Below are 14,211 nucleotides of genomic sequence, written 5' to 3'. Positions count from 1 at the left end.
CTTCTTCCTTTGGGAAACCATTTACTTAAAGCGGCTTTTTTCTGCTTCAAGGTGAGCTGTACGAATTACCATGTTTCCGTCAATAATTTCATATTTAAGTGGAACCGGATTACAACCACCTGAAAATCCGATAGTGGCAATATTCATAACGACATCACATAAAATACAAACGACTTGATTGCCACGCTGATAATAACCACTTGCACCACAAATATCACAAGCATCAAAGCCTACTCCATAAGCATTTTCACTCTTCTTGATAACGATAAAACGTACTAGCGTTCCATCGCTTGCTTGAAAACCATACCGATGCAAATTGCCGTCATTGACTTGAGTAAGTGGGATAACAACTAAACCCTCTTTATTTGCTGAAACCGGTTCAGCTGGCGTTAACTCTACCCCTTTTTCAAATATATAACGCGCACGTGTAACGGTATAAGCGGTCATTGCCATGCCAGCCATGAGTAATAACGAGGTTCTTCTATCTGTGCGTAGCTGTGCTTTAAGTTTACGAATCTGAGCCGGATTACTTCCTACTAACGAAGCCGTTTTAGATTTTATATATAAAATAACCGTGAATAACAGCACAATTGCCATAAAAATAAATGTAAATAAATTGACATGTGCCAGAATAAAAATAACTAAATCCATCATCCATTTTTGTGTGGAGATAAGACGTCGGACAATTAAAATTTGAAGTAAATTAATGCTGTTTGCAATCGTGTATATCAGCAAGGATAAAACAGAAATGGTAATAACCCATTTAGTTGATAACCGTTCACATATTTGACAAGTCAATTGACCAATTAATACCGCTAATAGCAACGCAAAACCATAACCAATCCATTTAAACAAATAATCATTATTAAAAATCGACTCCATTCCTACATCAAATTGGAAAGGATAAAGCATTAGATTAGGTAAGCACTGTGCCATTATTAAACCAATTGCCAATATGAATAAACCATTAAATATGCGGTTAAAAAATAACGCCGACGAGCGGACTTGAATAAGTATAATAATTAACAACGGAATAGTAATAACTAACCAACAAATAATGACACCAAGATCATAATATTCACGCACTGCAAATGCTGTGTTACGTTTTAAAATGGTATAAGTTAATGCAACAATAGAGCCTAAAATAAAACCGACAACGATAAATGTTTTGATAGGACGAGGATTGAATTTAGTCAGTAGCGCACAAAGCAACGCTATCATAATTGCGGGAACAAAAGTATTATCAGTGACGTTGATAAGGTATTGAAGCATAATAATTGCCTAGCCATTACAATTTATTATTGACGAGTTTAAATCTCGTCAATAATGGAGTACTTTTTTAAAATTTTCTTATTGTTACAAAACAAAAGTTACCAAGCTCGTGGGATATAATCAAAGTCCCAAGATACTTCAATAGGTTTGCTCCAGAAACGACCTTCTACGCCAGTTTCTTGATCTACATGTAATAAGTAACCTTGTTTTTCTGGATTTTCAATAGTGAAGGTAACTTTATATTTTCCAGCTCCATCAAGTTTAACGTTATTACCATAGTGAGGACCGTCAGAAGCATTCATCGGCATGAAATTACCTTCGATTGTTTTATCACTACCTTGTTTTTGAATTTTATATTTTACGGTTAAGTAAGGAACAAAATCACCGACACCATATCCTAAATTATTATCAGCTGTAGCTGAAATGTCAGCTTCAAGGTGCATATCCGATTTTGATGCAGGTAGTCCTCCCATTCCAGCGGGTTCCATATCCACTGGTTGGAAATATACGGCACCGATATGCAAAGGCCCTACCGTCACTTCATCACCAATAGGAAACTCTTCAAACCCTTTTTCTTCACCAGGTGCTGGCGCTGATGCAGCATACGCAAACGAAGATATTGCAAGTATTGACGAAATTCCTGCGGTTAATAATATTTTTTTCATTTCAAACTCCTCTAATTTTAACTACTCTTTATTACGAAATAACTAAATTGCTATCGCTACCAATACTTGCTTTTTTTCTATTTTTTCCGTCTTTTGAGATACTTTGTTTTATAGTACGAAATGGAAAATGCAACGACTATCACCATGAATATTTGTGGGAGTAATGTTTCAACAGTTGGATATATTCCAAGCACTTCAATTGAGCGTACAAAATCAACGGGGGTTACATGGATAATATCAGCTTCTTGTAACTCTTTGACACCACCACCGGCAAAAGCAATAGCCATGATATACATTAATATACTCGTGCCAATAAAAAATGGTTTAAGAGGCAGTCTCATTGTTCCAAAACGAATGATAATAAAGATTATGGCTAATACTAGCGTTCCGATTGCTAGCCCATACCAAACCATGTCCATGTGTTCTCTACTTTCACTCAACATAGCTTGATAGAATAAGATTGTTTCTGCACCTTCGCGGAAAACCGCTAAAAAGGCAGCAAATCCTAATGCAATACTACTGCCTGAAGATATAGCACTTTTAACCTTACCTTCTACATAATTTTTCCAAGCTTCTGCTTCAGCTTTTGAAAACATCCAATTACTTATGAAAAATAAGACCACTGTCGCTAATAACATTGCGACACCTTCAATAATCTCTTGATTTGCCCCGCTAAGATTGACAATGGAATTAAGTGCAATTGCAGCAAGGACACTAGCAAAAACGGCGAAAAGTGAACTCATATAGACAACTTTCACCATTTGAATATTTCCTGAACGCACTAAGTAGGCCGAGATAGCAGCTATCACTAATATTGCTTCTAAACCTTCCCGGAAGATAATGATAAATGAAGCTAACAACACACTCCAACCGCTCTCTTTTTTGCCGTCTAATTCGTTAGCATCTTCATGAAGCATTTTCAAAATGACATCGATCTCGGCACGAACAGTTTTATTTGAAGCACCATCTGACATTAAACGCTTAATTTTTGCGAATTGATATTCAGTATCGGTTCCACGCTTACCCGAAATATAAGACATAACTGCGCGTTCAACACCGTGTTTTTCATAAAAACCAAAATAAGCATTATTAACACGTACTTTAGCCTTTTCAGGATCTTTCATAAAATAGAGATCATAGGCATCATTAAGAATGACATCCATTTCGTCAATAATCGCATTCCATGTTTCATATTTTTTTTCAGCTGCATAAGATGAAGAAACAAAAGCAACTACGCTAACAAAAAATAGCAATGTTAGCGTTAAATATTTTTTCACAGCCATAATCTCTTATTTTCCTAATAACATTAAACCTATTGGTTTATTGTCTGAAGGTAACTGCAATTCTTGACTAATAACGTCTGGTTTGATGGCATGAATATAACGTGCACTTAAATCCAAAGCCGCTGAAGCCAAGTAGACGTTTTGACTCATCGCACCTACAGCAATATTGCCAAAATTATTAGCTTTTTCTTCTTTGATATTATTAAATGCGGCTGAATCAGTAACGAAAATCAGCACATAATTAGCTCGTTTTACAAAATTTTGTAAACCAACATCGGCACGAATATCTTTATTGTTTATTTCTTTTAGATAGTGCCCTTCCCACTCATACAAAAAGGTTCCCTTTTCACTTGCAACATAGATTCTTACATAAGGTTGTTTACCCGTACCCATTGGAACAGTCCATCCTGTTGTTCCTCGATTCAAACCACTTGCAGCCCAAAGCACAGTAGAAAGTTCTTCATCCGAAATTTGTCCATTAGGAAAACCAGGACCAGGTGTTGATGACCGTTTTGTTAAACTTTCAAATAAACTCATGCCATCTTTTGTTTGAGGAGCAGGTAAAGTAATATCGGCATAACATAGAGAGATAGAAAATAATGATGAGAATAAAATGACAACTATTTTTCGCACAATATACTGCATAATTACCTCTGACATTTTTGTAATCTAATGGAGGTGCTATCTTATTGCTAATAATTCCAATTATCAATACAAACTATCATTTTTATCATTAAAGTAATAAGAAAATTAGTGATAATTTTTTAACGTATTGATTTGTAATCACCTATTTTTTAAAAAACGTTAATACCTTTAATCCGATTAAATTACCTTTACTTAAATTTTTTTATAACTAACTTTTATCTTATTTATTACTGAAATGTTATAGACACTTTGTTATCATTTACACAATTTTTAATTCAAAATTAAATGCTTCTTCTCGAAATCTTTGTTTGCAGGCTAGGGACATTGATAAAAGTCCTTTTGAAAGGTAGATTTTTATTAGCAAATGCGTACAAGAATAGAAAAAATTTGCCACAAGTTGAATTTAATTCATTTGCTTCGTAAAATAGCAAAAATTTTATTTTTGGCTGATTATGCAACTTCATTTAGTCGTTAATACATTTGGTTCTGACCTGCAACGCCGTTACGGCGAAAAAATTTATAAACTGACTTTACATGGTGGTTTTAGTTGTCCTAATCGTGACGGAACTATCGGTGTTGGTGGTTGTACCTTTTGTAATGTCGCCTCGATCATTGATGAGTCCATTCAAGTAAAAACGATTTCACAGCAGCTTGCCCAACAAGCGCATCAGATGAAAAAATCCAAGCGCTATCTTGCCTATTTTCAAGCCTATACCAGCACTTATGCCGAAGTTGAAATACTCAAAAATATGTATGAAGAAGCACTCAATAGTGCGGATATTGTCGGTCTTTGTGTCGGTACTCGCCCAGATTGTGTGCCAGATGAAGCGCTGAATTTACTTGCCAGTTATCAAGCAAAAGGCTTCGAAGTTTGGCTTGAGCTTGGCTTACAAACGGCTCACGATAAAACGTTACACAATATTAATCGTGGACATACATTTGATGTCTATCATCAAACGGTGCAAAAGGCTCGTCGTCTTGGTATAAAAGTTTGTACTCACTTAATCATTGGTCTGCCTAAAGAAACCAAGCAGGATAATTTAATGACGCTTGATAAAGTGTTAAATAGTGGTGTAGATGGTTTAAAACTGCATCCGTTACATATCGTAGAAGGCAGTATTATGGCTAAAGTGTGGCGTGCAGGTCGGCTCGACATACTCTCTTTAGAGCAGTATGTCGATATTGCTGGCGATATTATTAGGCAAACACCAGCCCATATTTTGTATCACCGCATCTCTGCCAATGCTCGTAAACCTACCTTACTTGCCCCTGATTGGTGCGAAAATCACTGGCAATCAATGAATGCTGTAGACCAAAATTTAAGGAAATTTGGTGCTCAAGGTAGCGCGATTAACGACACATATCATTGTAAACAATCTAAAGATTCAATTGACAATTTAGGCAGTTAGCGGTTTAATTCCTAACAAAGATTTTAAAAAAACAACATAATTTAAGGATTCTATTTTTTAAGGATGAAAACATCAAGAGTTAACATTGCATCTAAAAGATTTGCAAGCGTTGTTAAAGTTAATATTCTTCCATTTATATACTGTATTTTTTTATTTTTTTTAATAAAGATTTTTTCAGCAGATAAATATGAATGGTTGGTCGATTCAGGCGTGTTCAATAATCTATGTCAATTACCAGTAGGTGGACGATTAACAACTGAACCCATCATTGTTTTAATTCCCTGCTTTCTTATTTTATTTTTACTCAAAAATAAAATGATCCGATACACATATATGTTAATTGTGCTTATCTATCTTTTGTGGTCTTTTTATTTGCGTTTCAATTGGTGCTAAAGGTAAAATTAAAAAGTCTGTTTAGATAATTTGTTTTTAACAGCCCCATTAAGGTTTAATTTTGCTAATAAAGCTTTGGAGTACAATTTTGTGAAAATTAGATCCTTTATGCTATTAAAAAGGATCTAAAACGGCATTAAGAATCAATATCAACGTTGATAGAATTGCCCACAACAATGCATGTTAACGTATTAGTATGAATTAAAATAAAAGTGTAAAGATCGTTAGATTGTGGAACCGAAATAAAGAATAACCAAAGCGAAATTACCGATTTAAAATCATTTAACATCGCTTTGGTTCATTAAGATTTAGGGGGATTTTCAATAAAAATGATTCAAATCTAAACTTTTGAATGATTGTCTAAACGTTCATTTATATCGCTGACAATTTTAGATAATGTTTCACGCTCTAAAAGAGAAATATCAATTTCACACTCTTTGTTATCATACTTAATGCATAATGTTTCATTAACACTACAAAATAATACTAATAATCCTAATGGCAGTAGTAAAATAGATAGAATGATTTGCCCAATATCCCCAAAATGTGAAAACAAATCGATAATTTCTTTTATTCCTAAACAGACTATTATTGCGCCGATCAATCCGCCTTTAAGATTATATGTACGAGTAATGGAAAGAGAATGAATACTTTTTATTGGAATTTCTCTTTTTTTACCGGCAAGATTGGATAAAGGATTCTTGCTAAAAGAATTAGTTAATTCATCAATGTTGACAACATCATCATTAATTTCAATTTTAGTTTTCTGCCAAGGCGTTAGCAGTGATTGTTTGAATTGATGTACGACCATTTTTTTCCTTGTTATAATTTTTAGATAAAAATAAAGAGTTAACTTTATGGGCGCAGAATATTATCATTTAAAAATCATTCAAACAATAAAATTCATCATATTTTTAAATTAAAAGCGCAAGCAAAAAACGACCTATTTTTTCGCTAAAAACTAACGATAAAATCTATTTTTTGTACCTTGTCTAGCAACAAGTATATAATATGCCTTTCACACTTGAGGCAATGTGCATGCAACTCGCTTTTTGTATCTATAAATATTTTCCTTTTGGTGGTCTGCAACGTGATTTTTTGCAGATTGCTAATGCTTGCTTAGCTCGTGGACATAAAGTTCGTGTCTATGTGATGGACTGGCAAGGCGATAAGCCTGTCAATTTTGATATCATCTTAGTACCCAAAAAAGGGCTTTCAAACCATCATCGAAACCAAAATTATTATTATTGGGTAAAAACACATTTACAAACGCATCCTGCTGATTGTGTTGTTGGTTTTAATAAAATGCCTAATTTGGATGTCTATTTTGCAGGCGATACTTGTTTTGCAGAAAAAGTGTCACATAAGGGCTTTTTTTATCAATTATTACCACGCTGTAAGCATTACTTGGCATTTGAAGATGCGGTATTTAATCCACATCACCACACACAAATAATGGCTCTTACTAAACAGCAAATACATGACTTTGAAAAGTATTATTACACCCAACCTTCACGTTTTTCATTACTACCACCTGGTATTGCACAAAATCGTCAATATAATTCTGATTCACCAATAAAACGACAACTATTTAGACAAACCAATCAGATAAATCAGGATGATTTTGTCATAGTACAAATTGGTTCAGACTTTAAACGTAAAGGGGTTGACCGTACATTATATGCGATTGCTGCATTGCCTGAAGACTTAAAACAAAAATTGGTTTACTTAGTTGTAGGACAAGACAAAGCTGATGATTATCAAAAATTAGCTAAACAGCTTGGTATTTTACCGCGAGTTCGCTTTTTTTCGGGTCGTGATGATATTCCTGATTTTCTATTTTCAGCCGATTTACTGCTGCATCCGGCAAGACAAGAAGCCGCAGGTATGGTATTAGTTGAAGCATTAGCAGCAGGTGTACCGGTCATTGTATCTGGCATTTCAGGTTATGCCTATCATATCCACGATGCTAATGCTGGCGTTGTACTTAACGAACCGTTTGTTCAATCTGAACTCAATCAAGCCGTCTATCATGCCATCACGGATAAACAACAATTGTTAACTTGGCATAATAATGCCATCCACTATGGCGAAACAGCGGATTTATATCATTTGGCTGAACGTGCCACAGACATTATTTTAGGTTGTAGACATTATGAATGAAATCAAACTTAAATCACCGTTCGATCAGATATGGAAAAATAAAGATCCGTTTACTGAAGTTGAATTGATTTCGGGCACTATCTATCGAGCAGTTAATCAACGAAAAACATTAAATTTTGAACAAGATGGACAATCATATTTTATTAAAATTCATCGTGGTACAACAATAAAAGAGATCTTAAAAAATCTGTTATCATTCAGATTGCCCGTTTTAGATGCCAAACAAGAATGGGATGCAATACATCGTTTAGAGCAAGTGGGTGTCAATACGATGGATGGACGCGCTTTTGGGCGTAAAGGTTTCAATCCTCTTACCCGTCACTCCTTTATTATTACCCATGATCTTAATCCTGCTATTAGTTTAGAAGATTTCACACAATCATGGGCGACAACACCGCCTAGTTATCACTTAAAGCGTTTATTAATTATTTATCTGGCAAAAATGATCTCCAATATGCATGCAGCAGGTGTTAATCATCGTGATTGTTATCTGTGCCATTTTTTACTTGATTTACCACTGTTTGAAAATCATCAACAAATAAAATTGTCGGTTATTGACTTACATCGAGCACAAATTCGTCAGCAAGTACCCACCCGCTGGCGTGATAAAGATCTGATTGGACTCTATTTTTCATCCCGCAATATTGGCTTAACAACGCGAGATATTTGGCTATTTTTAAAAGTTTATTTTAATAAGCCGTTAAAAACAATTTTACGAGATGAACACAAGTTGATTAGTCACACTCAACAAAAAGCAGAAAGAATTCGTAAACGTACGGAAAAATATCATCTTTAGCAATAAGGAGATACTATGTTTATTGAACAAATCGATATTGAAGGATTTCAAGGAATAAGCCGATTATCATTAAAATTAAATTCACAAGCCAGTGTTCTGATTGGTGAAAACCGTTGGGGACGTTCAAGCTTAATCCGTGCACTAACCCTTTTATCACTGGATAAAAAATTTTATCAATTTGTTGATTCCGATTTTTATCACGATAAACATGAAAATTATGGCAATAAAATTAGTATTACTGCAACTTATTGCGAATCTTATGAAAATGAGCTGAATAACCAAAGTCATCAAACTTTACAAGCTGTTGCTTATCAAATAGAACAAGATAATTTTAGACGAATTACTTATCAACTCACGGCTAATAAACACAATACAAATATTATTAGCCAACATAATTTAGTTGATTATCACAACAAGCGCTATACGCTTTCCGATCCAGATTCATTCATTGCAACCCTTATTGAACTTAATCCAGTAGTCGCCCTTAAAAATGCAACGAATACGCCTAACCTACCTGTCACCAATCAACCTTTATCAGAATATTTTATAGATCAACTTTCTAAACAGTTACACGAAAACTCAGCACAGTTAAGTCAAAATGAATTGCAACAAGGCTTAAAAGCTGGACGTGCTTTATTAGAATACTATTTTGGCAATCCTGAACAACGTTATCAAAATGTCGCAAAGAAAAATAGCCCTCGTAGTGAAGATTGGAATTCACTTGAACGCATTAATAATATTTTAGATGAGCTTGATAATCGCTATTTACGGACAGCTTTGTTAGATATTTTCGGCTCTATTATGATTGCCAAAAGTGATAATCCTTTAACGCAAAACGCAGTACCAATTTTAATTTTAGAAGAGCCAGAAAGCCAACTTCATCCAATTATTCTATCAATTGGTTTCCGATTACTTAAAAATCTACCTACACAAAAAATCATCACCTCCAATTCAAGTGATCTCGTTTCTCTCTTTCCATTAGAAAATATTTATCGGTTGATTCGTCTACCTGATCAGATAGTGACAAAATATATTGCACCGAATTCATTGAGTGTTGATGATAACCGTCGAATCTTATTTCACGTTCTCTATCGACGGGCAAGTGCTATCTTTGCACGTTGCTGGCTATTAGTGGAGGGTGAAACGGAAGTCTGGTTACTACGAGAACTCGCAGAACAAAGCGGATATCATCTTAGTTCTGAAGGCGTGCAGTTACTGGAATTTGCTCAATGTGGTTTAAAACCATTAATTAAGTATGCCAATAAAATGGGGATTCACTGGTATGTCATTACCGACGGCGATATGGCAGGTAAAAAATATGCTGAAACGTTAAAATCTTTGTGTCCTTCGGATAAAGACCCGAATGAGTATTTAACTATTTTGCCCGCTCGAGACATCGAGAATTTTCTTTTTAAAAATGGTTTTAGCCATGTGTATAAATTAGCGGCCTATCATACTGTTGAATATATTGATTTGCCCGTCCATAAAATTATTCAAAAAGCGATCCATAATAGCTCAAAACCTGATTTAGCGATTGCAGTTTGTGATGATGCAAAATCAAGAGGAGTAAAATCGATTCCTCCTCTTTTAATTGACGCTTTTTCGAAAATAATTAAAGCCTCAAATAAGCTCGATCCAACATTATAGCCAGTTAAGTCCCTGTCATATTCCGCCGTAGTTATCGGCGGAAGTCGATACAACCTATTTTGCTATACGTTTGTATTTGGCACGTTTCGGCTCTAAGGCTTCTGCCCCTAAAGTCCGTTTTTTCCACTCTTCATATTCGGTAAAGTTACCTTCAAAGAACTCCACATGCCCTTCATCTTGGTAGTCTAAAATATGGGTTGCAATACGATCTAAGAACCAACGGTCATGCGAAATAACTAATGCACAGCCCGGAAACTCTAATAACGCATTTTCCAGTGCTCGCAGTGTTTCGACATCTAAGTCATTGGTTGGTTCATCCAGTAATAGTACATTACCACCAACTTGTAATAACTTAGCTAAATGCACCCGACCACGTTCACCACCAGACAACTCACCAACTCTTTTTTGCTGATCAACGCCTTTAAAATTAAAGCGACCAACATAGGCACGGCTTGAAATTTCGAAGTTACCAATACGCATAATATCTTGCCCATTTGAAATTTCATCCCAAACAGTCTTATTATCATCCATACTGTCACGGAATTGATCGACAGAGGCAAGTTGTACGGTATCACCTAATGTGATAGTTCCTGAATCTGGTTGTTCTTTACCCGATAGCATTCTAAATAGCGTCGATTTACCCGCACCATTTGGACCAATGATCCCAACAATCGCCCCTTTAGGAATACTAAATGACAGATTATCGATTAATACTCGATCACCATAGGATTTAGTTAAGTTTTGCACTTCGATAACTTTATCACCTAAACGTTGCCCAGGCGGAATAAAGAGTTCATTAGTTTCATTACGTTTTTGGTAATCGTTGCTATTAAGCTCTTCAAAACGGGCTAGACGGGCTTTGCTTTTTGCTTGGCGACCTTTTGGATTTTGGCGTACCCATTCAAGCTCTTTTTCAATCGATTTACGGCGAGCAGATTCGGTTGCCGCTTCTTGCGCTAATCGCTGATCTTTCTGTTCAAGCCAAGATGAGTAATTACCTTCCCATGGAATACCTTCGCCTCGGTCTAGCTCTAAAATCCAACCAGCAACATTGTCTAAGAAGTAACGGTCATGGGTTACAGCGACCACAGTGCCTTCATAGTCATGTAAAAAGCGTTCTAACCATGCCACAGATTCAGCATCTAAATGGTTAGTCGGTTCGTCAATTAATAACATGTCCGGTTTTTCCAGCAATAACTGGCAAATAGCAACACGGCGACGCTCACCACCCGATAAATTTTCGATTTTTGCATCCCAATCAGGCAGGCGTAGCGCATCGGCAGCTCGTTCTAATTGATTATCCAGATTATGCGCATCTTTCGATTGAATAATTGCTTCAAGTTCAGCTTGTTCTTTGGCTAATTTGTCAAAATCAGCATCTGGATCAGCATAAGCCGCATAAACTTCATCTAAACGAGCCAATGCTTTTTTGGCATCACCAACAGCTTGTTCAATTGCTTCACGTACAGTTTGCTTAGGATCAAGTTTAGGTTCTTGCGGTAAATAACCTATTTTTATGTCCGGCTGTGGACGAGCTTCACCTTCAATTTCGGTATCCACTCCTGCCATAATTCGTAGTAATGTCGATTTACCTGCCCCATTTAAGCCAAGAACACCAATTTTAGCACCAGGGAAAAAACTTAAAGAGATATCTTTTAAAATATAACGTTTAGGAGGAACAATCTTCCCAACACGATTCATGGTATAAACATATTGCGCCATAAAACATCATCCGTTTGTTAAATTAATCATAGCCAAGTTAATTTTACTTGCTATAAAAGTCATGCCGTATATTGTAACGATTCTGTCAATGGGGTCTAGGGTTATTTGTCGAATTGATTAGATTTATTCACTCTCTTTTATGTTTAACATGCAATATAATTGGTTTTATATATAATTAATAACCTATTAAATTGACAGTATGAGTGATAAAGACCATTTTATGAGCAAGAATGAGTAACATCACAGTTAATTGCCATATTGATCGACAATATATTGTCGATACTTATTACGCGCTGCAAGATTGTTTGGATGATGAGTTTACACAAAAAATAGATGATTCAATTGCTGATAATATGCGTAATTTTACCTTCACCTTCGATAATGAAAAAATAGGGAGGCTAAATAACGATAAAAACGAAGTCAGTACTTTCTATTACTCTGATCTATATCAAATAAAAGAAACCACAACTGGGTTATTTTTTTTTAGTAATAAGATAATTTTTGAATTTGTTCGTTATGATCTGTTTCAACAGGATGAGTTACTGCTGCTAAAAGATTATTTGGCTCCTTATTTAAGCAAAAATCAACAACCCGAAATAGCAACGATAAATTATCAATTTGACTATCAACGATTATATGTTTTATTTCGTCATATATCTCGCAATCATTACAAAACTACGTTGACTTTATCTATTTTCTTTTCCGTTTTAGGTTTGTTGGCGGCAATTATAAAAAATTTGCCACTGTCTGTATTAGCTTTCATATTAGCTATTATTTTATTACCTACGATACTTAATTTTAGTCTTAAACAGCAAGCAAGAAAACAGGTTTTAACATTAAATGAACGCTTTCGCAGTATGACCTGTATTTTTTATAATGATCATATAGCATTCAATTACCAAAAAAGAGTAGAAAATTATTTTAATATTAACTATGCTGAATTTTTCAAAATCGAGAAAACACCAAAAGGTTATGCGTTTTTTATACAGCAAGATATGGGTTATTTCTTTTTTTATGAAAAGTTTTCTTTTAAACAACAACAAGTGCTGGAAGAGAAACTGAAACACTATAGCAATTATTCAGAGAAGTAATACCATACCCTTTTTACCCATCCCACCTAATACGAGGTGGGATGTTAATCAGATTATAAGAAGGTGAAGATTTGATCTTTCGGCAGACGTGATTTAGGACGATGCGCATTACCATCATCTTGAGCACGATAACCTAATGTTGCAACCACAATGCTTTTCAATCCTTTGTTTTTAAGATCTAAAATTTCATCCATTTTTGCAGAATCGTAACCCTCTATTGCAGTAGAATCCACACCAATTGCCGCAGCGGCAAAAAGCAATTGCCCTAACGCAATATAGGCTTGTTTACCTTCCCAACACTGTTGCGATTCAGGTGTTTTGCTATTTAAATTTACAAAATAACGTCGGCCCTGATCTTGAGACGCCTTTAATTCCGCCGAAGGCAAACGTCCGTCTTTCTCTTCTTGATTAAGGAGATTGACTAAATGGGCTTCATCCAACGGGGTTTTAATGCAAAAAACAATAGTATGTGATGAGCCGGTGACACGTGGTTGATTAAAATCAGCTATTGCTGGCAAAATTTTATTTTTAGTGGCTTCGTTATCAATAACATAAAAATGCCACGGTTGAGAGTTAACCGAAGATGGACTGTTTCTTAATACTGTTAAAAGTTGTTCAATCACCTTAGCCGGAATTTTTTTAGTTGGATCATAATGTTTTGTGGTATAACGTTTTTCTGAAATTTCAACTATGTTCATTTTAATGTCCTTAATTAATGATTTAAATAATTAATACCATAAGAAATAGTATAACCAGAATGATAAGACGCTCAATATATTATTTTGATAGGACGAACTTTGAAAATTAGTCGAGAATAATAGTTAGAATAAGGCATAGACAATTTTAGTTTAGAATATTTTTTATTCATTGACAAATAATCGTTGACACATTCATCAGCATTTGATAAAAATAACACCAATTTATTTTGTATAACTGTTGAATTTAGAGATTTTTATGTTTATTAACTTTTTAACTCACAACCTCAGCCTCCTCCTCGCATTGTCTTGCGCGGATAGCTTGTGTTTGGAGTAAAAGTTTTAAATATAAAATACTCGACAAATTAACAAGAACCCGCGCTAAAGTGCGGGTTTTTTGTTTTATAACGCTAAACACCGAGATAGCGCT

General features: G+C 35.0%; 13 protein-coding genes. 6 read left to right on the top strand and 7 right to left on the bottom strand.

Annotated features, from left to right (window positions below):
• Positions 1–21 precede the first annotated feature (21 nt).
• The 4 genes from J3U35_RS01520 to J3U35_RS01505 form a co-directional block, all read right to left on the bottom strand.
• The gene (locus J3U35_RS01520) at positions 22–1,272 is read right to left on the bottom strand and encodes a Fe-S-containing protein (protein WP_267359088.1); all 1,251 of its coding nucleotides are present in this window, start codon (positions 1,270–1,272) and stop codon (positions 22–24) included.
• Between the two features lie 98 nt (positions 1,273–1,370).
• Positions 1,371–1,937, bottom strand: coding sequence for an iron transporter (locus J3U35_RS01515; RefSeq protein ID WP_267351689.1), 567 nt, complete (start codon positions 1,935–1,937; stop codon positions 1,371–1,373).
• A 77-nt stretch (positions 1,938–2,014) separates the two neighbouring features.
• Positions 2,015–3,220 carry an FTR1 family iron permease gene (locus J3U35_RS01510; protein WP_267359086.1) on the bottom strand — a complete coding sequence of 402 codons (1,206 nt, stop codon included), beginning with the start codon at positions 3,218–3,220 and terminating at the stop codon, positions 2,015–2,017.
• Positions 3,221–3,226: 6 nt separating this feature from the next.
• A complete protein-coding gene (locus J3U35_RS01505; RefSeq protein ID WP_267351693.1) occupies positions 3,227–3,853 on the bottom strand; it encodes a nitroreductase family protein in 627 nt (208 codons plus the stop codon).
• Positions 3,854–4,317: 464 nt separating this feature from the next.
• Here J3U35_RS01505 and J3U35_RS01500 point away from each other — a divergent pair, with 464 nt between their 5' ends.
• Together J3U35_RS01500 and J3U35_RS11520 are read left to right on the top strand one after the other, a co-directional pair.
• On the top strand, positions 4,318–5,274 hold the full coding sequence (locus tag J3U35_RS01500) for a TIGR01212 family radical SAM protein (protein ID WP_267351695.1): 957 nt from the start codon (positions 4,318–4,320) through the stop codon (positions 5,272–5,274).
• A 63-nt stretch (positions 5,275–5,337) separates the two neighbouring features.
• Positions 5,338–5,667, top strand: a complete 330-nt coding sequence (locus J3U35_RS11520) for a DUF2645 family protein (protein ID WP_411596944.1) — start codon at positions 5,338–5,340, stop codon at positions 5,665–5,667.
• Between the two features lie 340 nt (positions 5,668–6,007).
• Here the strand turns inward: J3U35_RS11520 and J3U35_RS01495 are convergent, their stop codons facing one another.
• Entirely contained in the window at positions 6,008–6,478 is a 471-nt protein-coding gene (locus J3U35_RS01495) for a hypothetical protein (protein WP_267351697.1), read from the bottom strand.
• A 227-nt stretch (positions 6,479–6,705) separates the two neighbouring features.
• On the opposite strand from J3U35_RS01495, the gene J3U35_RS01490 reads away from it, so the two are divergent.
• Genes J3U35_RS01490 through J3U35_RS01480 form a run of 3 tightly spaced genes read left to right on the top strand, consistent with a single transcriptional unit; the run spans position 6,706 to position 10,273 of the window.
• Positions 6,706–7,830 (top strand): glycosyltransferase family 4 protein, encoded by a 1,125-nt coding sequence (locus J3U35_RS01490; protein WP_267359084.1) that lies wholly within the window; start codon positions 6,706–6,708, stop codon positions 7,828–7,830.
• Positions 7,823–8,626 (top strand): lipopolysaccharide core heptose(I) kinase RfaP, encoded by an 804-nt coding sequence (gene rfaP, locus J3U35_RS01485; RefSeq protein ID WP_267359082.1) that lies wholly within the window; start codon positions 7,823–7,825, stop codon positions 8,624–8,626. Before J3U35_RS01490 ends, rfaP begins: the two co-directional genes overlap by 8 nt.
• A 15-nt stretch (positions 8,627–8,641) precedes the next feature.
• Positions 8,642–10,273 carry a DUF2813 domain-containing protein gene (locus tag J3U35_RS01480; RefSeq protein WP_267359080.1) on the top strand — a complete coding sequence of 544 codons (1,632 nt, stop codon included), beginning with the start codon at positions 8,642–8,644 and terminating at the stop codon, positions 10,271–10,273.
• Positions 10,274–10,327: 54 nt separating this feature from the next.
• Here J3U35_RS01480 and ettA read toward each other — a convergent pair whose 3' ends face one another.
• Complete coding sequence (ettA, locus tag J3U35_RS01475) at positions 10,328–11,995, bottom strand: energy-dependent translational throttle protein EttA (protein WP_267359078.1); 1,668 nt, start codon at positions 11,993–11,995, stop codon at positions 10,328–10,330.
• 230 nt (positions 11,996–12,225) lie between these two features.
• On the opposite strand from ettA, the gene J3U35_RS01470 reads away from it, so the two are divergent.
• Positions 12,226–13,086: a hypothetical protein gene (locus tag J3U35_RS01470; RefSeq protein WP_267359076.1), complete on the top strand. Its 861-nt coding sequence runs from the start codon at positions 12,226–12,228 to the stop codon at positions 13,084–13,086.
• A 53-nt stretch (positions 13,087–13,139) separates the two neighbouring features.
• On the opposite strand, the gene nfsB is transcribed toward J3U35_RS01470, so the two are convergent.
• Positions 13,140–13,784, bottom strand: coding sequence for an oxygen-insensitive NAD(P)H nitroreductase (nfsB, locus tag J3U35_RS01465; protein WP_267359074.1), 645 nt, complete (start codon positions 13,782–13,784; stop codon positions 13,140–13,142).
• Positions 13,785–14,211: the final 427 nt, after the last annotated feature.

The organism is Gilliamella sp. B2717, assembly GCF_026536675.1.
Taxonomy (GTDB): domain Bacteria; phylum Pseudomonadota; class Gammaproteobacteria; order Enterobacterales; family Orbaceae; genus Gilliamella; species Gilliamella apicola_I.
The sequence above is the reverse complement of the archived record's forward strand: the minus strand, read 5'-3'. Positions and strand labels throughout refer to the sequence as shown.